A 21,695-nucleotide genomic window follows, 5' to 3' on the forward strand; every position below is an offset into this window, starting at 1 on the left:
CGAGGACATGCAGGATCGCGACGCGCGTGCCGGAGCGGCAATGCGCATAGACGGGCCCCTTCATGGCGGCCACTTCGGTCTGGAACGCCCTGATGTCGGCCTCGGTGATCGTCTCGGACCGCACCGGGACATAGGCGTAGCCCAGCCCGGCTTCCCGCGCGATCAGGGCCGCGCGCTCATGGTCGATCTGCCCACCCTCCTCGCCATCGGGCCGGACATTGACGACGCCGGCGAAAGACGAGCCGGAGAGCCCGGCAAAGGTGGCCGCATCGGGCTGGCCGGCGGCCGTCAAGGTGGGAGAGATTTCGATCGCGGCCACGACATCCTCACATAGACATTATACGATTAAACATAATGTATATCCAACGGGTCGATCAGGCAAGGGGCTGAATCTCCTCCCGCATCGCGCAGCGCTCAGGCCGGCGGCGACAGCTTCTCGGGGCCGTCGGGAAGCCCGCCGCAGAAGCTGACGACGTTGAGGCTGATCAATTTGACGCGGCGTCTCGTGGGATCGGCGGTCGGCGTGCCCTGCCGGAGCGCCGCTCCAGCGGTGCGTGGACAGGCTGCACGCCGTGAAGCGGCCGCCCTGCTCGGTTTGGTCCTCTCGCGAGGCCCGAAACATCGAGCCGAACCAACCGGCACTGAGCAACGGAGCGCCATTGACGCAGGCAGATTGCGGGCGCTGCAAGAGATCGAGGACGGACGCTAAGCAACCAGATCGGAACGGCCATGTCCGGCGGCGTTTTCAGTGCCGCCAGCATCCCGCTTGCATGGCCATGACGAAGACACCGCAGGAGACCGCTTCATGAACATGCGCCAGATCGAGGCGTTCGCAGCCGTGATGAAGGCGGGCACGGTGTCGAGGGCGGCTGAAATCATCGGGGTCAGCCAGCCTGCCACCAGCCGTCTGATTGCGGATCTCGAACGATCGCTGGGCTTCAGCCTGTTCAGCCGTGTGCGAAGTCGAATCATCCCGACTCCGGAGGGTCGTCTCTTCTACGAGGACGTCGAGGCGAGTTTCCGCGGCATGGACCGCCTGCGCTCGACCGCGGCGCGCATCCGCGACAGCGGCGCCGGCGAGATCAGGATCGCCAGCCTCTCCTCGCTCAGCGGCTCGGTCGTCCCCAAGGCGATCGTGAAATTCCGCACCCGCTGGCCCGATGCGACGGTGACGCTGATGGTCCAGTCCTCCCGCGACGTGCGTGACGGCGTTGCGAGTGGAGCCTACGATCTTGGATTGGCGGCGGACGAAATCGAACTTGCCGGTATCGAGCAACAGATTTTCGTCCAGCCGCGCGAGCTCTGCGCCCTGCCACCCGGCCATCCCCTGGTCGGGCGCGAGGTCATCCGGCCTCACGATCTCTCCGGACGCGATTTCATCGCCTATGTGCCAGAGGATCGGGTGCGCCGGCGCTTCGAGATGATCTTTCGTGAGGCCGGTGTCCCGATGCCGCGAATCGTCGTCGAGACCCTCTATGCTTCCACCGTCTATGCGATGGTGGCCGAGGGGATCGGAGCGGGCCTGCTGACCAACTATGCGGTCGCGGGCTTCGACCAGAGCCGGGTCGTGCTGCGGCCGTTCGAACCGGTCGTCAACAGCCGCACCCTGCTCATCCGCCCGCCGGAGCGGCCCAAGTCGCAACTCGTGCGCGACTTCATCGACTGCCTAATGGAGTCGCGCTGAGTACGGCGCGCCAGGGCCGTCGCGAATCGTCCATAACGCCACCGCATAAGCTCATCCGGGCAGATGATTGCCGGGCCTTCGACGGTGCTGCAGCATGGGGTCCAGCCTGACACCACGCTCGCAAACCGGGAGACCGATCATGGGATTGCCTGTGCCGCTGTCGACCGACGGCTTCTTCGGTCAACGCGCCGCCCGGCATTTCGGCGTGCGCGGCCAGGACGTCAGCACACTGAGGCTCGAGGGCGAACTGTCGCTGGTGGCGACGCGGCTGACCTGCGGCGAGAGGCGGCGCGAACGCACGCGGCCAGCCCCGCCCGATGCGGCCTTTTCGCTGCTCTGTCCGATCGACCGGCTCGACGGCCACAGCTGCTGGGTGGGGGGTGAGCCGCAACATCACGGGCCGCTGCCCGCTGGCTCTGTCAGCCTGACCGATCTGCGCGACAAGCCGCAATGGCAGCTCTGCGGCCGGGTCGATGCGCTGCAGATCTACATCCCCGTCAGGGCGCTGGCCGCGGTCGGCGAGCGTCGCTCCCAGTCTGTCGGCAGCCTGCGCTGCGATGCCGGGCGGCCGGACCCAATCCTGGCCGGCCTGTGCGACACGCTGATGCGCGCCGCCCAGTCGACCGGCTCCAACACGCTGCTGATCGACCAGCTCGCGATCTGCCTCCTGACCCATGTCGCGGAGGTCTATGGCGGTCCCGGCTGCGCCGAAGAACGGGCAGGCGGGCGGCTCGCACCCTGGCAGGAGCGCCGGGCCAAGGAGATCATGTCCGCGCGGCTGGCATCCGAACTGACGATTTCCCAGCTGGCGAGCGAATGCCGCCTCACCGCCAGCCATTTCGCCCGAGCCTTCCGGCGCAGCACGGGCGTCGCGCCGCAGCGCTATCTGATGCAGCTGCGGGTCGACGAGGCGAAGCAACATCTCGCGGCCGCCCACCTCCCGATTTCCGACATCGCGTTGATCTGCGGCTTCGGCGACCAGAGCCATCTGACCCGCGTCTTCAAGCAGCTCGTCGGGATGCCGCCCGGTGCCTGGCGGCGGCGGCTCGAGCCGGCCGCCGACATCCCCCGCCTGTCCGCCTGATCCGCGGGCGGCCGGCGTCTCCCGCCAGCCGCCCGGACCGGGCTCGGTTCAGGCCACCTTGGCCGGGTTGGGGCCGATGCGCTCGCCATGCGCGACACGCTCGGGCGCGCCATGGACCATGGTGTAGGCGTAGTCGATGCCCATGCCATAGGCGCCGGAATGCTCCTTGGCGATCGCGACGACGGCGTCATAAGTGTCGCGGCGGGCCCAGTCGCGCTGCCATTCGAGCAGCACTTGCTGCCAGGTCACCGGCACGACGCCGGCCTGAACCATGCGGTCCATCGCGTATTTGTGGGCGTCGGCCGAGGTGCCGCCGGAGGCGTCGGCGACCATGTAGATCTCATAGCCGCCCTCCAGCATGGCGCAGAGCGCGAAGGTGGTGTTGCAGACCTCGGTCCAGAGTCCCGAGACGACGACCTTCCTGCGGCCGTTGGCGGCGAGCGCGTCGCGGACGTTCTGGTCGTCCCAGGAGTTCATCGAGGTCCGCTCGAGGATCTTGCTCTCGGGAAAGACGGCGAGAAGCTCGGGATAGGTGTGCCCCGAGAAGCTCGTGGTTTCGACGGTTGTGATGGTCGTCGGGATGCCGAAGACCTTCGCCGCCTTGGCGAGGCCGACGACATTGTTCTTCAGCGCCTGACGATCGATCGACTGTACGCCGAAGGCCATCTGCGGCTGCTGGTCGATGAAGATCATCTGGCTGTTCTGGGGAGTCAGGACTTCGAGATAGCCGGACATGGTCGTCTCCTTGGGTTGGGATGGAAGGCTGATGCAGGGGATCTCCCCGTCACGCGGGCGTCGGGCGCAGATCGAGGAAATGGCGCACGACGGGCGGGGCATCGCCGAGATGGAAGCGTCTGACCTGCTGCTGCAGATCGGCATCGGCTTTCGACACCCGTTTGTGCTGGCGCAGATGCTCAGCCCAGGACGAGACGACGAACCACTCGACCAGCGTCTCCGGGTCGGCGGTGTCTTCGGTGATGCCCCAGTCATGGGCGCCGTCGCGACGACGTGCGACGGCGAGACGCCGGATCGCCGCGACGAACGCTTCACGATCCGTCGCCTGAACCCGGTATTCGATCAGGATCAGAACGGGACCGCGGTCAGGCGCGACGCTGCTGGCCACCAGAGGCTCGGGCCAGTGGTTCGACGGCGCCAGATCCGCTTCGCCAGCGGGAAGCCTCACCCGGTGCATGACGATCGCAGCGACCAACAGGCCGCCTGCTGCGATCACCAGCGTTCCCCGCAGGCCCGCGGCCTCGGCGACCGTGCCCCAGCTCAGGCTGCCCGCCGTCATCGCGCCGTTGAAGACGGTCAGATAGACCGCCAGCGCCCGACCGCGCACCCAGTTCGGCAGGATCGATTGCGCTACGCCGTTGAGCGTCGTCAGGGCGATGATCCAGGCCGCGCCGAGCAGCATCAGGATCGCCACGGCGATCCCTTGCGGGGGCGCCAGCGCCAGCGTGGCCATGACCGCCGCGGTGACGATGCCCGCCAGTAGCAGCAAGCCATCGGCATCGAAGCGCGCCCGCAACCGCGGTAGCAGGAGGGCGCCGATGATGGCGCCTGCGCCGACCGCGCCGAGCAGGATGCCATAGAAGCCGGCTCCGCCGCCCAGGAGATTGCGCGCAACGAGCGGCAGCAGTGCCCAGACGGCGCTGGCGCAGGCGAAGAACACCGCGGCGCGCAGCAGCACGACATGCAGCTCGCGGCTCGCCCGCGCATAGCGTAGCCCGGCGATGAAAGCGCCTGTGAAGCGCTCGGACAGGGCATCGTCGGCTTGGGGCGCGCGCCGCCACCAGATCAGGGCGGCGATCACGACGACATAGCTCAGCACGTCGGCGCCATAGGTGAAGCCGGCGCCGAGCGTGGCCAGGATCAGGCCACCCAGCGCCGGCCCGATGGCGCGGGAGATGTTGATGCCCAGCGAATTGAGCGCGACCGCACTCTTGAGATCGGGCTTCTCGACCAGTTCGGGCACGATCGCCTGCCAGGTCGGTGCCATCAGGGCGGCCCCGATGCCCCCCAAAAAGGTGAGAGCGACGAGCGAACTCACGCTCAGGAGCCCGGCGGTCGAGAGGAGCATCAGCGACAGGCTGACGAGGCCGAGCAGGAACTGGATCGCGATCAGGAATTTGCGGCGGTCGAGAATGTCCGAGAGCACGCCGGCCGGGATCGCCAGCAGGAAGATCGGCAGCGTGGCAGCCGCCTGGACGAGTGCGACCGCCGCCGGCGCCCCCGACAGATCGGTGACGAGCCAGGCGCTGGCGACGTCGCGCATGAAGGAGCCGACATTGCCGATGATCGTCGCCGCCCAGAGCACGGCGAAGACGCGCCCGCGCAGCGGCGCGAAGGCCGATGCCTGTGCCGGCTTGCTCTCGGGCGTGCTCATCGTGCCCCCTCAGACGGCCCAGCAGGCGCAGCCGAGCGCGCCCCAAAAGCTTTTGAGGTCGGAGATCGGCAGCGTGCTCGCCCAGGCGCCGGCATGGTCGTGGCCATGGACGCCGCAGGAACTGGCGCAGCCGCAGGCGGTCATCGCGTTCCGACGCAGGGAGTTCTTGCCCGCGCCGTCCGGCTCGCCCCAGGCGCCATAACCCCTGAAGGTTCGCACCGGCGACCAGTCCGGCATCGCCGGCGGCAGCTTGGTCTCGTCGAGCGACGCGAAATCGCCGGCGCCGTAGACGATGCGGCCGCCGACGACGGTCAGCTCGGCCGATATGTAGGAGATCTCGTCCTCCGGGCAGGAGAAGAAGTCGCGGTCCGGCACGATCAGATCGGCGAGCTGGCCGACCGCAATGCGGCCCTTCTTGCCCTCCTCGTTGGAGAACCAGGTGACGTTCTCCGTCCACATGCGCAGCGCGGTCTCGCGGTCGAGGCAGTTGCGCTCGGGCGTGAGGCGCAGGCCCCCCAGCGTGCGGCCGGTGATGAGCCAGGCCAGCGAGACCCATGGATTGTAGGAGGCGACGCGGGTGGCGTCCGTGCCGGCGGAGGTTTTGATGCCCTTCTCCAGCATACGCGCGACCGGAGGCGTCGCTTGCGCGGCGTCCAGCCCGTAGCGCTCGACGAAATACTCGCCCTGGAAGGCCATGCGGTGCTGCACGGCGACGCCCCCGCCGAGCGCCGCGACCCGATCGATCGAGCGTTCCGAGATCGTCTCGGCATGGTCGAAGAACCAGTTCAGCCCCGCGAGCGGAATGTCCCGGTCGACCTTCTCGAAGACGTCGAGCGCGCGCGAGATCGTCTCGTCATAGGTCGCGTGCATCCGCCAGGGCCAGCGGTTCTGCGCGAGGATGCGCACCACGCCCTCGAGGTCGTCCTCCATCTGCGGCGGCATGTCGGGCCGCGGCTGGCGGAAATCCTCGAAATCGGCAGCCGAGAACACCAGCATCTCGCCGGCGCCGTTGTGGCGGAAATAGTCGTCGCCCTGCTTGTAGGTGGAAGTCTTCGTCCAGTTGAGGAAGTCCTCCTTCTCCTGCCCAGCCTTCTGCGTGAACAGGTTGTAGGCGAGGCGGATGGTCAGCTGGTTCTCGTCGGCGAGCTGCTGGATGACCGCGTAGTCGTCAGGGTAATTCTGGAAGCCGCCGCCGGCATCGATCGCGCCGGTGACGCCGAGGCGGTTGAGCTCGCGCATGAAATGGCGCGTGGAGTTGAGCTGGTAGTCGAGGGGTAGCTTCGGCCCCCTGGCCAGCGTCGCATAGAGGATACCGGCATTGGGCTTGGCGAGCAGCAGACCGGTCGGGTTGCCGGCCGAGTCGCGCGTGATCTCGCCGCCCGGCGGGTTCGGGGTCGCCTTCGTGTAGCCGACAGCCCGCAGTGCCGCGCCGTTGAGCAGCGCGCGGTCGTAGAGATGCAGCAGGAAGACCGGCGTGTCCGGAGCGACCGCGTTGATCTCCTCGATCGTCGGCAGGCGCTTCTCGGCGAACTGATGCTCGGTGAAACCACCGACGACACGCACCCATTGCGGCGGCGGTGTCACCGCGACCTGGCGCCTGAGCATGTCCATCGCGTCGGCGAGCGAACGCATCCCGTCCCAGCGCAGCTCCATGTTGAAGTTCAGGCCGCCGCGGATAATGTGGAGATGGTTGTCGATCAGCCCGGGCAGCACCCGCCTGCCCTTCAGGTCGACGATCGTCGTCGCCGCCCCGGCCTGCGCCATCACCTCGGCCTCGTCGCCGACCGCGACGAAACGGCCGTCCCGGATCGCGGCGGCGCTGGCGACCGGATTGCTGCGGTCCAGCGTCGTGATCCGGCCATTGCGCAGGATCAGCTCGGCGGCCATGGCGGGCTCCTTCATCAGCCGCGCTCCCGCTCGCCGGAGGGGCTGCGGCGTCCGTCCCCGGCCGGGAGATGGCCAAAGACATGCGGGCGGACCTGCCGGTGCCAGGAGTGGCCGGCCGGCTCGCGGCTCCACAGACCCTTCAGCAGCGGCGGCACCTGCTCGCCCACGAGGATGCCGAGCAGACCAACCAGCGCGACGACCGGCGGCGCTGGCGAGCGGACATTGATCAGGCCGTAGATGACGCCGACCAGCAGCCCTGCCCCGAGCGACAGCAGATAGATCTTCATCACCGCCCCCCTCGGCCTCGGCGCGTCCCGCGCCGGCTCGACCCTCTCAGCCAAGGTGGCGAGTGGCCTCTGCGGCGTCTTGTCCGGATCGGCGGCGCTTTGTCGGAATCCGTCGGCGCGGGGGAATGGGCGGGTTGAGCCGATGCCCTCCGGCCTCGTCGGCGGCCGCAGGGGGCGGCAAAAGATGAGGGCTTTGTCCAAGACACGGCCCGCAAACGGGCGTCTCCTCGCCCTCGCTAGCACCGCGTGCCGCGTCAAGACGGCGCGCGCGGGGAGATGCCGATGTCGCCAGTCAGCGGGCGTGGCCTGCATCACGTCACGGCCGTCGCCACGGACCCCACACGCAACCTCGCCTTCTACCGCGACGTGCTGGGCCTGCGCCTCGAGAAGCGCACGGTGACCCATGAGGACCCCGGCGCCTATCATCTGATCTATGGTCAAAATCGCGGCCTGCCCGGCGGTCACCTGACCTTCTTCTCCTGGCCCAGCTCGGCCCCCGCGCCCCGGCGGCCGGACGAGACCGAGTTCGTCTCCTTCGCGATCGACCCTTCGACGTTCGGCTGGTGGGAGGAGCATCTCGGCCGGTCGTCGGTGGACTGCCGCAGGGGCGCCCTGCCGTCGGGCGAGGCCGCGCTGCTGCTGGAGGATCCGGACGGCCTGAAGCTGGCGCTGGTCGGCGGCACGGCTGGCTGGGCGGCTGATAGTGCCATGCCGGCTCCTGCAGCGATCCGTGGGCTTCATGCGGTCGCGCTGAGCCTGCGGGCCGCCGATCTGATGGCCGCGATCCTGACGCGGGTGCTGGGCTACCGCGCGACCGGCCGGTATGGCGACTGGAGCGGCTTTGCGGCACATGACGAGGCGGGCGGCGCGTTCTGGCTTCACCACCGCAGCGAGGATGGGCGGGCGCGGCTGGGAGCCGGGGCCCTCCATCACGTCGCCTTCCGCGCGCGGGACGGTGTTCATCAGGCGGATATCGCCGCGCGGCTCGGGCGCCTCTTCGGGATCGAGGCCGGACCTGTGAAGGACCGCTTCTACTTCCGCTCCGTCGATTTCCGCGGGCCGGACGGGATCCTGATCGAGATCGCCACCGACGGGCCGGGCCTGCTGATTGACGAGCGTCCGGATGACCTCGGCCGTCGCCTGGCGTTGCCACCGGACCTGGAGATGCGCCGCGCAGAATTGCTGCGCCTGCTGCCGCCGCTGGACTGAGCGACGACGCGGGCTGTGGGCTCGCGCCGTTCGCGGTTGCGGCGAGGACGGGCCTGCGCCCTGCCCTCGCCGCTATCCGTGGTGTCAGAGGCGTCTCAGCCCTTCACGAATGCCAGCAGGTCGGGGTTGATGACGTCGGCATTGACCGTCAGCATGCCGTGCGAAAAGCCCTTGTAGACCTTCAGCGTGCCGTTCTTCAGCAGCTTGACCGAAATCTCGGCGCTGGCCGCGATCGGCACGATCTGGTCGTCGTCGCCATGCATCACCAGCGTGGGCACGGTGATGGCCTGGAGATCGTCGGTCTGGTCGGTCTCGGAGAAGGCCTTGATGCCGTCATAATGCGCCTTGGCGCCGCCATTCATGCCCTGGCGCCACCAGTTCAGGATGACGCCCTGATCGACCTTCGCGCCGTCGCGGTTGAAGCCGTAGAAGGGGCCGGACGGCAGATCGTGGAAGAACTGGGCCCGGTTGTCGGCGAGCGCCTTGCGCAGACCGTCGAAGACCGAGATCGGCAGCCCGCCGGGATAGCGCTCCGTCTTGAGCATGATCGGCGGAATGGCCGAGACCAGAACGGCCTTGGCGACGCGGCCCTGCGGCTCGCCGAATTTTGCGACATAGCGGGCGACTTCGCCGCCGCCGGTCGAGTGGCCGATATGCACGGACTGGCGCAGGTCGAGATGCTCGGCGACGGCCGACGCGTCGGCGGCGTAATGGTCGATGTCGTGGCCGGTGTCGACCTGGGTCGAACGGCCATGGCCGCGCCGGTCATGGGCGACGACGCGATAGCCGTGGCTGAGGAAGAACAGCATCTGGTTATCCCAGTCGTCGCTGCTGAGCGGCCAGCCATGGTGGAACATGATCGGCTGGGCGTCCTTCGGGCCCCAGTCCTTGTAGAAGATGTCGACGCCGTCCTTGGTCTTCACGAACCCGCTGCTCATCTGCTGCATCCTTGTCTCGGGAGGGGCTGGCGCGATTGCCTGCGGGAGAACGCATTCGGTCCGGTCCGCGTTCACCTCGCGCGGAAGAGGTAAGCCCCCCTGCCCGCCGGGGATTGCAGATTAGCGTCGCGGCTTGGCTGGATTTGCGCTGACAGTCGGCTCGCCAGGCCCGCAGGCTGCTCGAGACGCACCGCGACCGGGCGCATCACCGGCGATCGATCTCCTTGTGGAGCGCGGGCACACCGGAACCGACAGCTGCGATCTCCGTTTCGCTGCCACAGGAGGATTGCCATGGCCAGCGGCTGGGCTCCGGACGGAGCCGTTCAGGACCAGATCGACGATTCCGTCTCCGACGCTGTCAGGCTGGCCCGCTCGCGCCTGCCGACGGGGCCGGGCGAGATCCACTGCCAGCAATGCGGCGACGAGATTCCGCCGGCGCGGCGCGCCGCCATGCCCGGCGCACGGCTCTGCGTGGATTGCCAGTCGGGACATGACCGCCCGGCCCTGGCGTCCGCCTATACCCGCCGCGCCAGCCCAGCCGGATAGACCATTTGGCGGGATGATCCGGTCAGTCTTTCGAGAGACCTGGGACCCGGCACCCATCCGCGCATGGGTGGGCGAAAGGCCTCGAGAGAGCCGCTGGCGCATCACAGGCCGCATACCCGCCAGGGTGGCATGCTTGAGCAGCGTTGGGTGATCTCAAGCCCTTCGCGTCCGTACCGATAGATAAGGCGTGGTCATCACGCGCGTGGCTCAAATCTCCCGCGCGTCCAGAGCCCGGTAAAGCGGCAGGGCCAGCGGCGCGATGCGGCGGACGAGGTCGCGCATCGGCTGGGCCTTCGGCTCCGACAGCGGCAGGCCGAGCGTTTCGACTTGCACGCCCTGCGTCGCCCGCGCGAGCTCACGTCCCAGCGATACGGATAGCGCCACCGCCCGGCCATTGCAGCCGACCCAGCCGAAGGCGTCCGGCCCCAGCCGGTGGATGCGCGGATAGCCCGGCACCTGCGGTTTCAGCACATCGTCCGGCGTCATGCCGATATAGCCGGACCAGACATAATCGAAGGAGACTTCGCCCAGTTGCGGCCACAGACGCAGCAGCCGCTCGGCCACCGGCTTGCGCAGATTGTCGCCGCCGGCCCCGGGAAACACCGCCGCGCCGCCCGTCACCAGCCGGTTGCGCGCGTCCCAGCGGGCGAAATAGAGCTCGCGATGCGTGTCCGACATCGCCTGCCGATCGGGAATGATCGTCTTGGCGATGTTGTCGCTGATCGGTTGGGTCGCCATCTGCCAGGACAGCACCGGAACGACCTCCGCGGCGATCGCGGGAGCGAGTCCGCCTTCGAATGCGTCCGTATAGGCATTGGTCGCCAGCACCAGCGCGCGGGCCGTGACCGAGCCCTTGGCGGTCTTCACCAGCCAGCGCTCGCCCTGGCGCGTCATGCCGGCAACGGGCGAGCGGGCATAGATGACGGCGCCGAGCGTGAGTGCGATCTGGGACAGGCCGCGCGCCAGCGCGAGCGGGTTGATATGGCCGCCTGTGCGGTTCCAGAAACCGCCGAACCAGGCCTCCGAGCCGGTCATCCGCGCGGTCGCGGCCTTGTCGAGCAACTCGACCGGCGCGCCGATCGAAGACCATTCACGCACCCGCTTCTCGGCCAGCTTGAAGCGGCCCGGCGAATGCACCGGCTGAACCCAGCCCGCCTGCTCGGCTTCGGCGGCAATGTCGTATCTTCTGATGGTGTCGAACAGATACTGCGCACTGTCGCGCAGCACCGCGTTGAAGCGCTCGCCTGCCTCGCCATGGCGCGCCACCATGGCGGAGGGATCATGCCCGGCCAGCGTCGGAATGACCTGGCCGTTGTTGCGGCCCGACGCCCCCCAGCCAGGCTCGGCCGCCTCGACCACCACGACCTCGACCCCGGCCTCGCGCAGATGGATCGCCGTCGACAGGCCGGTGAAGCCGGCACCGATCACCACGACATCCGCCTGCACCTCGCCCTCCAGCGCGGGCAGGGCCGGGCCGGCCGGAGCGGTCGCCGCCCAGAGCGAGGGCGGCCAGGTGACGGGGGCAGAGGCGGACATGGGCTGAACTTCCCGAGGCGGCGACAGGGGCACCAGGACGGCGCGTGAATCCATCCTTGCCACCTCGCGGCGCGGACGCAAGGGGCACCTTTTCGCGCCGGCGAGGCGTGGAGTATGCCCTTCTCCTAAACGCCCCCGTTGCGCGCGATTTGTTCCAAAAACGTCGATATATCATTCTGTCCTTGGAATATTCATCCACGTCTCGCTATGTTTGCAGCGCAGCAGGGGGCTGTCGGGACGGAGCGACCGGGCGATTGCGCCCCGGCCGCGCTTCGGCTGAACTCTCTCCCCCGTCGGCTTTCGACCAAGGGTCTCCCATGTCGCTCCAGCACATCCTCGGCCTCGACCATGTCGTGGTCACCGTCCGTGATCTCGACGCAGCCGCTGCGCAGTGGCGGGCGCTCGGCTTCACCGTCTCGCCGCGCGGCACGCATTCGCCGATCCTGGGCACCGGCAACTACACGATCATGTTCGGCGACGACTATGTCGAGCTGCTCGGTATCCTGACCGAGACCGAGCAGAACAAGCCGACGCGCGACTATCTCGCCAAGCGCGAAGGCCTGGAGCGCGCCGCCTTGACCACGGACGACGCGGCGGCCGGCGCCGAGGAGCTGAAGAGCCGCGGCATCGAGGCGCTGGGGCCGATCCATTTCGGCCGGCCGGTCGAGCTGCCCGGCGGCGGCACCGGCGAGGCGCGCTTCAACGTCTTTCGCTGGCCGCTCGGCGAGCAGCCGGGGGGACTGCGCATCTTCGCCTGCCAGCATCTGACCCGCGAAACGGTCTGGATTCCCGAGCTTCAGCGCCACGCCAATGGCGCCAGCCGCATCCTGCGGCTCGAGGTGCTCGCGGCCGATCCTGCAGCGTCCGCCGCCCATCTCGGCCGGCTGATCGACGAACCCGCCCGGGCCGAGGGCGACGCCTGGCTGGTGCCGAGCGGCGGCCGGCGGGCCGATATCCTGTTCTACGACGCCGCCGCCCTCGCCCGGCGCTACCCGCAGGCCGTCCGCGACGGTGCCGCGCCGGAGGGCGCGGTGGCGCTGGTCGTGGCGACGACCGACCTCGCGGCCGCCGAGGCCAGCCTCGGCGCCGCCGCCACGCCCCATGACGGCGCGCTCAGCGTGGCGGCGAGCGCCGCCAACGGCATCATCGTGAGCTTCCGCCCGCAATAACCCGCCTGCGCGATCGGGGGCCGGCCCGTTGACGCCCGCTCCCCCCGCGCCCATCGTTTCCCGTACGTGACCGCAGGACCGAGGATCTTCCCCATGGACATGACCCGCCGCGCCGCGCTTCTGACCAGCGCCGCCATCGCCTCCAGCGTCGCCTTTCCGATGCGCTCGCTCTTTGCCCAGGAGACGCCGCGCAAGGGCGGGGTCTTCACGGTCCATTACGGCGCCGAGCAGCGCCAGCTAAACCCGAGCCTCCAGGCCTCGACCGGCGTATACATCATCGGAGGCAAGATCCAGGAACAGCTCGTCGATCTCGACGCGGCGGGCAAGCCCGTGGGCGTGCTGGCGACGAGCTGGGAAGCCGCGCCCGACGGCAAGACCATCACCTTCAAGCTGCGCGAGGGCGTGAAGTGGCATGACGGTCGCCCCTTCACCTCGGCGGACGTGCAGTTCACCGCGATGGAGATGTGGAAGAAGATCCTCAACTACGGCACGACGCTGCAGCTCTTCCTCACCGCCGTCGACACGCCCGACCCGCTGACCGCGGTCTTCCGCTACGAGCGGCCGATGCCGCTGAACCTGCTGCTGCGCGCCCTGCCCGATCTCGGCTACATCTCGCCGCGCCACATCTACGAGGGCAAGGGCGACATCCGCCAGAACCCGGCCAATCTCGCGCCGATCGGCACCGGCCCGTTCAAGTTCGTCACCTATGAGCGCGGCCAGCACGTCATCGCCGACCGCAATCCCGACTACTGGCGTCCCAATGCACCTCATCTGGACCGCATCGTCTGGCGCGTCGTCACCGACCGCGCCGCCGCGGCCGCCCAGATGGAAGCCGGCCAGATCCATTACAGCCCGTTCTCGGGCCTGACGATCTCGGACGCGGCCCGCCTCGGCAAGGACCCACGCTTCATCGTCTCGACCAAGGGCAATGAGGGCAACGCCCGCACCAACACGATCGAGTTCAACTTCCGCCGCAAGGAGCTGGCCGACATCCGCGTCCGCCGCGCCATCGCCCATGCGCTCGACATCCCCTTCTTCATCGAGAACTTCCTCGGCGACTTCGCCAAGCGCGGCACCGGCCCGGTGCCCTCGGTCTCGACGGATTTTTACCCCGCCGACAACGGCCCGCAGTACCCCTTCGACAAGAAGCGCGCCGCGGCCCTGCTCGACGAGGCTGGCTTCAAGGCCGGCGCCGGCGGCACCCGCTTCTCGCTTCGTCTGCTGCCGGCGCCCTGGGGCGAGGACATCACCCTCTTCGCCACCTTCATCCAGCAGTCGCTGGCCGAGGTCGGCATCAAGGTCGAGGTCGTGCGCACGGATGGCGGCGGCTTCCTGAAGCAGGTCTATGACGAGCACGCCTTCGACCTCGCCACGGGCTGGCACCAGTACCGCAACGATCCGGCCGTCTCGACCACGGTCTGGTACCGCTCGGGCCAGCCCAAGGGCGCGCCCTGGACCAACCAGTGGGGCTGGACCGACGAGACCATCGACAAGATCATCGACGACGCGGCGACCGAGGTCGATCCGGCCAAGCGCAAGGCGCTCTATGGCGAGTTCGTCCGCCGCGCCAATACCGAGCTGCCGATCTGGACGCCGATCGAGCAGATCTTCCTGACCGCGATCAGCGCCAAGGCCCGCAACCACTCGAACACACCGCGCTGGGGCTCGAGCTCCTGGCACGATCTGTGGTTGGCCGAGTGAAGCCACCCGAACCTCACCGTCATCCTGGACAAGCCGCGAAGCGGCGCAGCTCCGGGATCCATCGAGGGCACCGACGCGTTCTATGATGGATCCCGGCTCTCCGCTTCACTTCGGCCAGGATGACGGCGTGTTTCCGAGCCGGAATCACAAACTCTCCTTGCTTTTGGAACCGCGTAACCAATGCGCATCCTGACCCTCGCGGGGCGGCGTCTCGCCGCCTCGATCCCGACACTGGTGCTGATCCTGATCGGGGTCTTCGTCCTGCTGCAATTCGCACCGGGCGACACGGTCGATGCGCTGATGGCGCAGATGGGCGGCGGCGACGCCGAGACCGCCAGGCAGTTGCGCCAGTATTACGGCCTCGACGTCTCCGCCTGGGCGCAGCTCGGCAATTATCTCTGGCGTCTGGTGCGGCTCGATCTCGGCTTCTCGGCGATCTACGGCAAGCCGGTCGCGACCGTCATCGCCGAGCGTCTGCCGGCGACGATCCTGCTGATGACCGCCTCTCTCTCGCTCGCCTTCTTCTTCGGCCTGATCTTCGGCGTCATCGCCGCGCGCGGCGTCAACCGCTGGCCCGACACGCTGATCTCGACGCTCGGCCTCGTCTTCTACGCCATGCCGACCTTCTGGTTCGGCCTGATGGCGATCGTCGTCTTCTCGATCTACCTGCAATGGCTGCCGGCCGGCGGCTTCGAGGACATCACGGTCGCCCACACGGGCCTCGCCCGTACGCTCGACATCGCCAGGCATCTCGTCCTGCCGACGCTCACGCTCGCGCTGTTCTACATGGCGATCTATCTGCGCATCATGCGCGGCTCGATGCTGGAGGTTCTGACGCTGGATTTCGTCCGCACCGCCCGCGCCAAGGGCATGGACGAGACCCGCGTCGTCGTCCGGCACGTCCTGCGCAATGCGCTGCTGCCGATGGTGACGCTGATCGGCCTGCAGGCCGGCACGATGCTCGGCGGCTCGGTGGTGGTCGAGAGCGTCTTCTCCCTGCCGGGGCTCGGCCGCCTCGCCTATGAATCGGTGATCCAGCGCGATCTCAACACGCTGCTCGGCATTGTCTTCGTCTCGGCGCTGCTCGTCATCACCGTCAACTTCATCGTCGACCTGCTCTACGCCCGGCTCGACCCGCGCATCACGACGGGGAGCTGACGCGATGTCCTTCCTGAAGCTCTATTTCCGCAGCCCGCCGGCGGTGATCGGCCTCCTGCTCCTGATGCTCGTGCTCGCCATGGCGATCAGCGCCGACTGGCTCTATCCGCGCGATCCCCTCGCACTCGCGGGGCGGCCGCTGATCTGGCCGTTCTCCAATCCCCGCTTCCTGCTCGGCACCGACAATTCCGGCCGCGACATCGCCGCCCAGATCTTTCACGGCGCGCGCATCTCACTGCTGATCGGCCTCGTCGCGACGCTGATCTCGGTGGTGATCGGCATCACGATCGGTGCCGTCGCCGGCTACTACGGCGACTGGGTCGACACCATCCTGATGCGCGTGACCGAAGCCTTCCAGACCCTGCCGAACTTCATCCTGCTGCTGGTGCTGGTCGCCGTCTTCGGTTCCACCATCACGACGGTCACGGTCGCGATCGGCATCGTCTCCTGGCCGGCCTCGGCGCGGCTGACGCGGGCCGAGTTCCTGTCGCTACGCAACCGCGAATTCGTGCAGGCCGGGCGGACGCTGGGCCTGCGCGACGTCAAGCTGATCTTCGGTGAGATCCTGCCCAACGCCCTGCCCCCGGTGATCGTCTATGCCAGCGTCGTCATGGCGATCGCGATCCTGCTCGAAAGCGCGCTGGCGTTCCTCAAGCTGTCGGACCCCAATGTCGCCTCCTGGGGCAATCTGATCGGCGCCGGCCGCGACGTGCTGCGGGTGCAGTGGTATGTCTCCGCCATTCCCGGCGTCGCCATTCTCGTCACCGTGCTGGCCGTCTCGCTCGTCGGACAGGGGCTGAACGATGCGCTGAACCCGAGGCTGAAGGGCCGATGAGCGCGATCCTGACCCTCGACGCGGTCAGCGTCAGCCTGCCTAGGAATGCCGACCGCCCCCATGCGATGAGCGAGGTCTCGCTGTCGCTCTCCGCCAACGAGATCCTCTGCGTCGTCGGCGAATCCGGCTCCGGCAAGTCGATGACGGCGAATGCTGTGATGCGGCTGCTGCCGCCCGGCGTTGCCATCGATGGCGGGCGCATCCTGTTCGAGGGCCGCGATCTCGCGGGCCTGAGCGAACCCGAGATGCGCAAGGTCCGCGGCGCCGGCATCGCCATGATCTTCCAGGAGCCGATGACGGCGCTGAATCCGCTGCGCACCATCGGCGACCAGATCGGCGAGATGTTCGAACTCCACACCGATCTCGGCAAGGCCGAGATCCGGGACAAGGTCCAGGCCCTGCTCGAAGAGGTGCGGATCCCCGACCCCGTCGCGGCGGCGAAAGCCTATCCGCACGAGCTTTCCGGCGGGCAGCGCCAGCGTGCGATGATCGCGATGGCGCTGGCGCTCGATCCCAGGGTGCTGATCGCCGACGAGCCGACGACGGCGCTCGACGTCACCACCCAGGCCCAGATCCTCGAGCTGATCCGCGACCTGCAGAAGCGCAAGGGCACGGCCGTCCTGTTCATCACCCATGATTTCGGCGTCGTCGCCGAGATCGCCGACCGCGTCGCGGTGATGAGCCAGGGCCGCGTCGTCGAGCAGGGCACGGCGGAAGTGGTGCTCGGCAACCCGCAGCACCCCTATACCAAGCAGCTCATTGCCGCTGTCCCGCCGCTGAAGGCTCCTGCTCCGCGCGAACTCGCGACCGAGTCGATCCTCGCCATCGAGCACGTCTCAAAGACCTATCGCACCGGCGGCTTTCTCGGCCGCGGCCAGCGCGTCACCCGTGCGGTCAAGGATGTGTCGCTCGTCCTGCCCAAGGGCGCGACGCTCGGCATCGTCGGCGAGTCCGGCTCGGGCAAGTCGACGCTGGCGCGCTGCCTGGTGCGCCTGATCGACCCCGAGAGCGGCGCCATCCGCATCGGCGGCACCGATATCGCCAGCCTCTCGAAATCCGAACTGCGCGCCGAGACGCGCCATATCCAGATGGTCTTCCAGGACCCCTTCGCCTCGCTCAACCCGCGCCGCAAGGCGGGAGACGCCGTCGCCCAGGGGCTGATCGTCCATGGCACGCCCCGCGCCGAGGCGCTGGCGCGGGCACGGGATCTCTTCGCGCTGGTCGGGCTCGACCCGGCGGCGACCGACCGCTACCCGCATGAGTTCTCCGGGGGCCAGCGCCAGCGCATCGGCCTGGCGCGCGCGCTCGCTCTCGAACCGCGCGTTCTGGTCGCCGACGAGCCGGTCTCCGCGCTCGACGTCTCGGTCCAGGCGCAGGTGCTGAAGCTGCTGGCCGATCTGCGCCAGCGCCTCGGCCTCTCGATCGTCTTCATTACCCACGACCTGCGCGTCGCCGCCCAGGTCTGCGATCTCGTGGCGGTGATGAAGAATGGCGAGGTCGTCGAGGCCGGCCCGATCGGACAGGTCTTCGGCGATCCGCAGCACGCCTATACGAGGGCGCTGCTCGCGGCGATCCCCGGGCGCGGTTTCGGATTGCCCGTATCGGCTTCCGCTGGCTGAGCGGCTTGCCGTCGGGCAACAGGGCGAGACGCCGTCGAGCGGCCATGAGCGATATCGGGAGATTTGCCGATCACCACCGCGTGAGGCTGTAACAAACGTGTCGGGCTCCGCGAAACGGTCGTTATGGCAAGAGACCATAGCGATGTTCGAAAGGCCGATCGTGACCGACATCAAGCCCGTGCTGCCCCGCACTCCCGTGCCGAGCCTCGAGCTCCAGCTCGCTCCCGATGGGGCTGCCTTCAGCCTCCATGCCGAGCGCCCTGCGCATTTCTCGCTGGTCGTGGTCTATCGCGGGCTGCACTGCCCGATCTGCAGGACCCAGCTGCGCGACCTGGAAAGCAAGCTCGACGCCTTCATCGAGAAAGGCGTCCGCGTCATCGCGCTCTCGACGGACAGCGAGGAACGCGCCGCGCGCGCCAAAACGGACTGGGGCCTGCCGAGGCTGCGCGTGGGTTATGGCTTCTCGCTCAATGCGGCGCGCGAATGGGGCCTGTTCCTGTCGGCCGGCCGCGGCACGACCTCGATCGGCGTCGAGGAGCCTGCGCTCTTTGCCGAGCCGGGGCTCTTCCTGGTTCGGCCGGACGGCACGCTCTATTTCTCCAGCGTTCAGACCATGCCGTTCGCGAGGCCATCCTTCGCTGACATCCTCGGCGCGATCGACTTCGTCATCGCCAAAGACTATCCGGCGCGTGGCGAGGTGGCGACGCTGGAGGACGGATTGGCGGCGTTCTGATGAGGGTGACGCGCAGAACTCTCATGCTCGGCTCGGCCGCCGGCGCCTTCGGCGGCCTGCCGCCGGCCGAAGCAGCCGACCCCTATCCACCGCCGTTCAGCACGCCTCACGCCCAGTTCACCGTTCTCGATCCGCGCGAGGAGGCCGGCCACATCTCGCTGCGCGATCTCGAGGGTCGACGGCGCACGCTCGCGACCTATCGCGGCAAGGCTGTCCTGCTCGCTTTCTGGGCGAGTTGGTGTCCGCCCTGCCGACGCGAACTGCCGATCCTGCACCGGCTCCAGAACCAGGCGAAGAGCGAGCCCTTCACGGTCGTGCCGGTGTCGCTGGATCGCGACGCTGGAACGGCCGCCGCCTACATCCGACGGCTCAAGCTGGACGGGTTTTCCAGCTTCATCGACACCGGCGGCGAGGTCGCCTCCGGGCCGAAGTCGAAGGTCGCGACACCCTTCCCGCTCTACGGCATGCCGATGAGCTACGTCATCGACGCGAGGGGGCGCAGCGGAGGCTATCTGACCGGAGAGGCCGACTGGAGCGCGCCGGAGGCACTCGCTTTGCTGCGCTTCTACGCCCGGTCCTAGGCGTCGGCGGCGGGAGATCCCCTGTCGCCCACGCTCATTCATCATCCTTGAATCAGAGGCCGTCGCGGGATTGGCCCCATCATCCTCAAGCGCGGAGCGGCGCGGCCAACTCTGGCTCAGTCCCTGCCGATCATCACGTCGAGGCGCTCGCCGGTATCGGTCTCGATCGTGGCGCGCGGTCCCCGCAAGACGAGGAACCGCGCGACGCGCTGCGTGACCGGAGCCTTGCGGAGGACCACGGCGCGCCCGCCCTTGAAGCCGATCGCAGCCAGGTCTTGGCGTGACAGCGACGGGATCACGATCTCGGGCGTACCATCCCCGTCGAGGTCCCCGATCTGCGCGAGATCGAGGTCGCGCTCGCCCAGGCGGTGATTGGTGAAGCCGTCGATTCGCGAAACCTCGACGAGCGCCCTGCCCGCCAGACGGTAGAGACGCAGCGAACCCGCCAGATGCGGCGTGACCACGGCCGCGAGCATGGCCTGCCCCGAGCCGACAAAATCCGCGACGCCGACCGGGTTGAGCCAGCGGTTGCGCTGCCCAATGGCCGGGCCCTCGGCGAGGGGCTCGATCGCGTGCCGGCCGATCCGGTAGACTGCGAGGGCGGCGCCGCGATCGAGATAGGCCTTGACCAGGATCGCTTCCGGCTGCCCGTCGCCATCGAGATCCGCCAGGCGAACGCGGCGGTCCTCGAAGACCGCGTCAGGACCCAAGCGAAACAGCAGGCGCTGTCCGTCCCGCTCGACGACGAACCCGCCGGCTTCGATCGCATCCCCCAGAACGCCATGGCCATAGCGCGTCGTCGGATCGACGAGATAGGCGACCATTCCCCTGCTCCGGGTGACCTCGCCATCCGGCCGACGCAAGAGGTCCTCAGCCTGCGCGCTGCCGCCACAGCCGATGGCCAAAGCCATCGCCATGATCAGGTGGCCACCCGGTGTCGCAGCATGTCAGCCTCTTCCCAGCGCCGAGTCGCCATTTGGGGCCAGGCCGCGCTCCGCCATGGCGTTGAAGTTCCCGTCGAAATGGATTGCGAGTTCGACGTGCGCGTTGCCGGCGACGATGACGTCGGCGGGATGCGACGCGCCATGGCGGCATCGGAAGACCGTTTTCGGGTCGATGCCGCAGCTCCGGAAACAACGCGTCGGGATCAGCCCGCCGGAGGTCGAGCCCCGATCGGCGAAGGAGGCCCGCACCTCCGTGGCCCGCTCCGGCCTTGCGCCGATCGCGAGGCCCGGCCGCGCCCGGACGATGTCGTGGGTCGAGGGGAGCCTGTCATAGCCTACAGGGGCGATGGCGGCCGCACCGGCCAGAAACAACGAGCGGCGGTTCAACATCGCTTATCCCTGTGCGGCGCCGGACCGGACCAGGCCCTGGAGGGTCGTCCGCGGCGGGTTTTGCCGGTACCGAGAAATGACGGGCGCGGGGCCCGTAACGTTACGCCACGACAGAGCGAATACCGGATCGTCACGGACAGGGATGCGATGACGCGCGATCGGACATGGCTGCTCTTCGGCGGCCCCTATGGCAACCTGCAGGCCACCCAGGCGCTGCTGGCGGAGGCCGGGCGGCTTGGCATCCCTCCGGACAGGATGCTCTGCACGGGCGATCTCGTGGCCTATTGCGGCAATCCGGTCGAGACGATCGATCTGATCCGCGAAAGCGGCATCGCCGTGGTCGGAGGCAATTGCGACGAGCAGCTGGGCGCGAGCGCGAGCGACTGCGGCTGCGGGTTCGAGCCTGACAGCGCCTGCGCCAGATTATCGGCCGCCTGGTATGCCTTCGCCGACAGTGTCGTCAGGCCCGACCAGCGTCGCTGGCTGGCCTCGTTGCCAGGACGCATCGACCTGCAGATCGGCGGGCGGAGCCTCGCGGCGATCCACGGCTCGGCCCACTCCATCAACAGCTTCATTTTCGCGGGCACGCCCGAGGGCGAGAAGCGCCGCAGTCTCGACGCGCTTGGCGGTGATGGCGTCATCGGCGGCCATTCGGGCCTGCCCTTCACCCAACTGCTCGGAGGGCGACTTTGGCACAATCCGGGCGTCATCGGGATGCCGGCCAATGACGGCACGCCGCGTGTCTGGTTCAGCATCGTCAGCGAGACAGAGGCTGGGCTTGCCATCGCGCATCGGGCCCTGCCCTATGATCATGAAGGCGCACAGGCCGCCATGCGCAGCGCCGGCCTGCCCGAAAGCTACCGCAAAGCGCTTGCGACCGGGCTCTGGCCCAGTCTCGACGTCCTGCCCGATCGCGAACGCGCCGAGACGGGACGGCCGATCACGGAAGCGTCGACGCTCTGGCCGGCGCGCCAGCCCGCCCGGGCGCTCCCTGCGGTCTGACCG

The 21,695-nt window shown here is 68.4% G+C and carries 21 protein-coding genes; 12 read left to right on the top strand and 9 right to left on the bottom strand.

From position 1 onward, the window contains the following. A partial coding sequence (locus AX750_RS15655) for a sulfur transferase domain-containing protein (protein WP_245282411.1) occupies positions 1–319 on the bottom strand: 319 nt, incomplete at its 3' end. Between the two features lie 486 nt (positions 320–805). On the opposite strand from AX750_RS15655, the gene AX750_RS15660 reads away from it, so the two are divergent. Together AX750_RS15660 and AX750_RS15665 are read left to right on the top strand one after the other, a co-directional pair. Beyond that, a complete protein-coding gene (locus AX750_RS15660; protein WP_066721388.1) occupies positions 806–1,684 on the top strand; it encodes a LysR substrate-binding domain-containing protein in 879 nt (292 codons plus the stop codon). Positions 1,685–1,823: 139 nt separating this feature from the next. Beyond that, complete coding sequence (locus AX750_RS15665) at positions 1,824–2,768, top strand: AraC family transcriptional regulator (RefSeq protein ID WP_066721389.1); 945 nt, start codon at positions 1,824–1,826, stop codon at positions 2,766–2,768. A gap of 48 nt (positions 2,769–2,816) precedes the next feature. Here the strand turns inward: AX750_RS15665 and AX750_RS15670 are convergent, their stop codons facing one another. Genes AX750_RS15670 through AX750_RS15685 form a run of 4 tightly spaced genes read right to left on the bottom strand, consistent with a single transcriptional unit; the run spans position 2,817 to position 7,331 of the window. Further along, the gene (locus tag AX750_RS15670; protein ID WP_066721391.1) at positions 2,817–3,503 is read right to left on the bottom strand and encodes a hydrolase; all 687 of its coding nucleotides are present in this window, start codon (positions 3,501–3,503) and stop codon (positions 2,817–2,819) included. Positions 3,504–3,552: 49 nt separating this feature from the next. Continuing rightward, complete coding sequence (locus AX750_RS15675; protein ID WP_066721393.1) at positions 3,553–5,157, bottom strand: MFS transporter; 1,605 nt, start codon at positions 5,155–5,157, stop codon at positions 3,553–3,555. 9 nt (positions 5,158–5,166) lie between these two features. Next, on the bottom strand, positions 5,167–7,044 hold the full coding sequence (locus AX750_RS15680) for an amidohydrolase (protein WP_066721424.1): 1,878 nt from the start codon (positions 7,042–7,044) through the stop codon (positions 5,167–5,169). A 14-nt stretch (positions 7,045–7,058) separates the two neighbouring features. Continuing rightward, on the bottom strand, positions 7,059–7,331 hold the full coding sequence (locus AX750_RS15685) for a XapX domain-containing protein (protein ID WP_066721395.1): 273 nt from the start codon (positions 7,329–7,331) through the stop codon (positions 7,059–7,061). Between the two features lie 282 nt (positions 7,332–7,613). Here AX750_RS15685 and AX750_RS15690 point away from each other — a divergent pair, with 282 nt between their 5' ends. Then, positions 7,614–8,540: a VOC family protein gene (locus AX750_RS15690; RefSeq protein ID WP_066721397.1), complete on the top strand. Its 927-nt coding sequence runs from the start codon at positions 7,614–7,616 to the stop codon at positions 8,538–8,540. Between the two features lie 95 nt (positions 8,541–8,635). On the opposite strand, the gene AX750_RS15695 is transcribed toward AX750_RS15690, so the two are convergent. Then, on the bottom strand, positions 8,636–9,478 hold the full coding sequence (locus tag AX750_RS15695; protein WP_066721426.1) for an alpha/beta hydrolase: 843 nt from the start codon (positions 9,476–9,478) through the stop codon (positions 8,636–8,638). Positions 9,479–9,769: 291 nt separating this feature from the next. Here AX750_RS15695 and AX750_RS15700 point away from each other — a divergent pair, with 291 nt between their 5' ends. Beyond that, complete coding sequence (locus AX750_RS15700) at positions 9,770–10,024, top strand: DksA/TraR family C4-type zinc finger protein (protein WP_066721399.1); 255 nt, start codon at positions 9,770–9,772, stop codon at positions 10,022–10,024. A gap of 207 nt (positions 10,025–10,231) precedes the next feature. Here AX750_RS15700 and AX750_RS15705 read toward each other — a convergent pair whose 3' ends face one another. Continuing rightward, on the bottom strand, positions 10,232–11,560 hold the full coding sequence (locus AX750_RS15705; RefSeq protein WP_066721402.1) for an FAD-binding oxidoreductase: 1,329 nt from the start codon (positions 11,558–11,560) through the stop codon (positions 10,232–10,234). 317 nt (positions 11,561–11,877) lie between these two features. Between AX750_RS15705 and AX750_RS15710 the strand changes: the two genes are divergently transcribed. The 7 genes from AX750_RS15710 to AX750_RS15740 all read left to right on the top strand — a co-directional run bounded on the left by AX750_RS15710 (position 11,878) and on the right by AX750_RS15740 (position 19,356). Continuing rightward, the gene (locus AX750_RS15710; RefSeq protein ID WP_066721404.1) at positions 11,878–12,729 is read left to right on the top strand and encodes a VOC family protein; all 852 of its coding nucleotides are present in this window, start codon (positions 11,878–11,880) and stop codon (positions 12,727–12,729) included. A gap of 93 nt (positions 12,730–12,822) precedes the next feature. Continuing rightward, the gene (locus AX750_RS15715; protein ID WP_066721406.1) at positions 12,823–14,430 is read left to right on the top strand and encodes an ABC transporter substrate-binding protein; all 1,608 of its coding nucleotides are present in this window, start codon (positions 12,823–12,825) and stop codon (positions 14,428–14,430) included. A 180-nt stretch (positions 14,431–14,610) separates the two neighbouring features. Next, entirely contained in the window at positions 14,611–15,588 is a 978-nt protein-coding gene (locus AX750_RS15720; RefSeq protein WP_066721408.1) for an ABC transporter permease, read from the top strand. A gap of 4 nt (positions 15,589–15,592) precedes the next feature. Beyond that, positions 15,593–16,423: an ABC transporter permease gene (locus AX750_RS15725; protein WP_066721410.1), complete on the top strand. Its 831-nt coding sequence runs from the start codon at positions 15,593–15,595 to the stop codon at positions 16,421–16,423. Continuing rightward, complete coding sequence (locus tag AX750_RS15730) at positions 16,420–18,042, top strand: ABC transporter ATP-binding protein (RefSeq protein WP_066721412.1); 1,623 nt, start codon at positions 16,420–16,422, stop codon at positions 18,040–18,042. Before AX750_RS15725 ends, AX750_RS15730 begins: the two co-directional genes overlap by 4 nt. A 142-nt stretch (positions 18,043–18,184) precedes the next feature. After that, positions 18,185–18,775, top strand: a complete 591-nt coding sequence (locus tag AX750_RS15735; RefSeq protein WP_066721413.1) for a peroxiredoxin-like family protein — start codon at positions 18,185–18,187, stop codon at positions 18,773–18,775. Between the two features lie 23 nt (positions 18,776–18,798). Then, positions 18,799–19,356, top strand: coding sequence for a TlpA disulfide reductase family protein (locus AX750_RS15740; protein WP_066721415.1), 558 nt, complete (start codon positions 18,799–18,801; stop codon positions 19,354–19,356). Between the two features lie 116 nt (positions 19,357–19,472). On the opposite strand, the gene AX750_RS15745 is transcribed toward AX750_RS15740, so the two are convergent. Beyond that, positions 19,473–20,180 carry a hypothetical protein gene (locus AX750_RS15745; protein ID WP_066721416.1) on the bottom strand — a complete coding sequence of 236 codons (708 nt, stop codon included), beginning with the start codon at positions 20,178–20,180 and terminating at the stop codon, positions 19,473–19,475. A gap of 123 nt (positions 20,181–20,303) precedes the next feature. Beyond that, on the bottom strand, positions 20,304–20,690 hold the full coding sequence (locus AX750_RS15750) for a hypothetical protein (protein WP_066721418.1): 387 nt from the start codon (positions 20,688–20,690) through the stop codon (positions 20,304–20,306). A gap of 147 nt (positions 20,691–20,837) precedes the next feature. Between AX750_RS15750 and AX750_RS15755 the strand changes: the two genes are divergently transcribed. Continuing rightward, positions 20,838–21,692, top strand: coding sequence for a metallophosphoesterase family protein (locus tag AX750_RS15755; RefSeq protein ID WP_066721420.1), 855 nt, complete (start codon positions 20,838–20,840; stop codon positions 21,690–21,692). The last annotated feature ends 3 nt before the right edge of the window (positions 21,693–21,695 follow it).

It is taken from the genome of Methylobacterium sp. CCH7-A2 (genome assembly GCF_001557075.1).
GTDB lineage: Bacteria > Pseudomonadota > Alphaproteobacteria > Rhizobiales > Beijerinckiaceae > Allobosea > Allobosea massiliensis.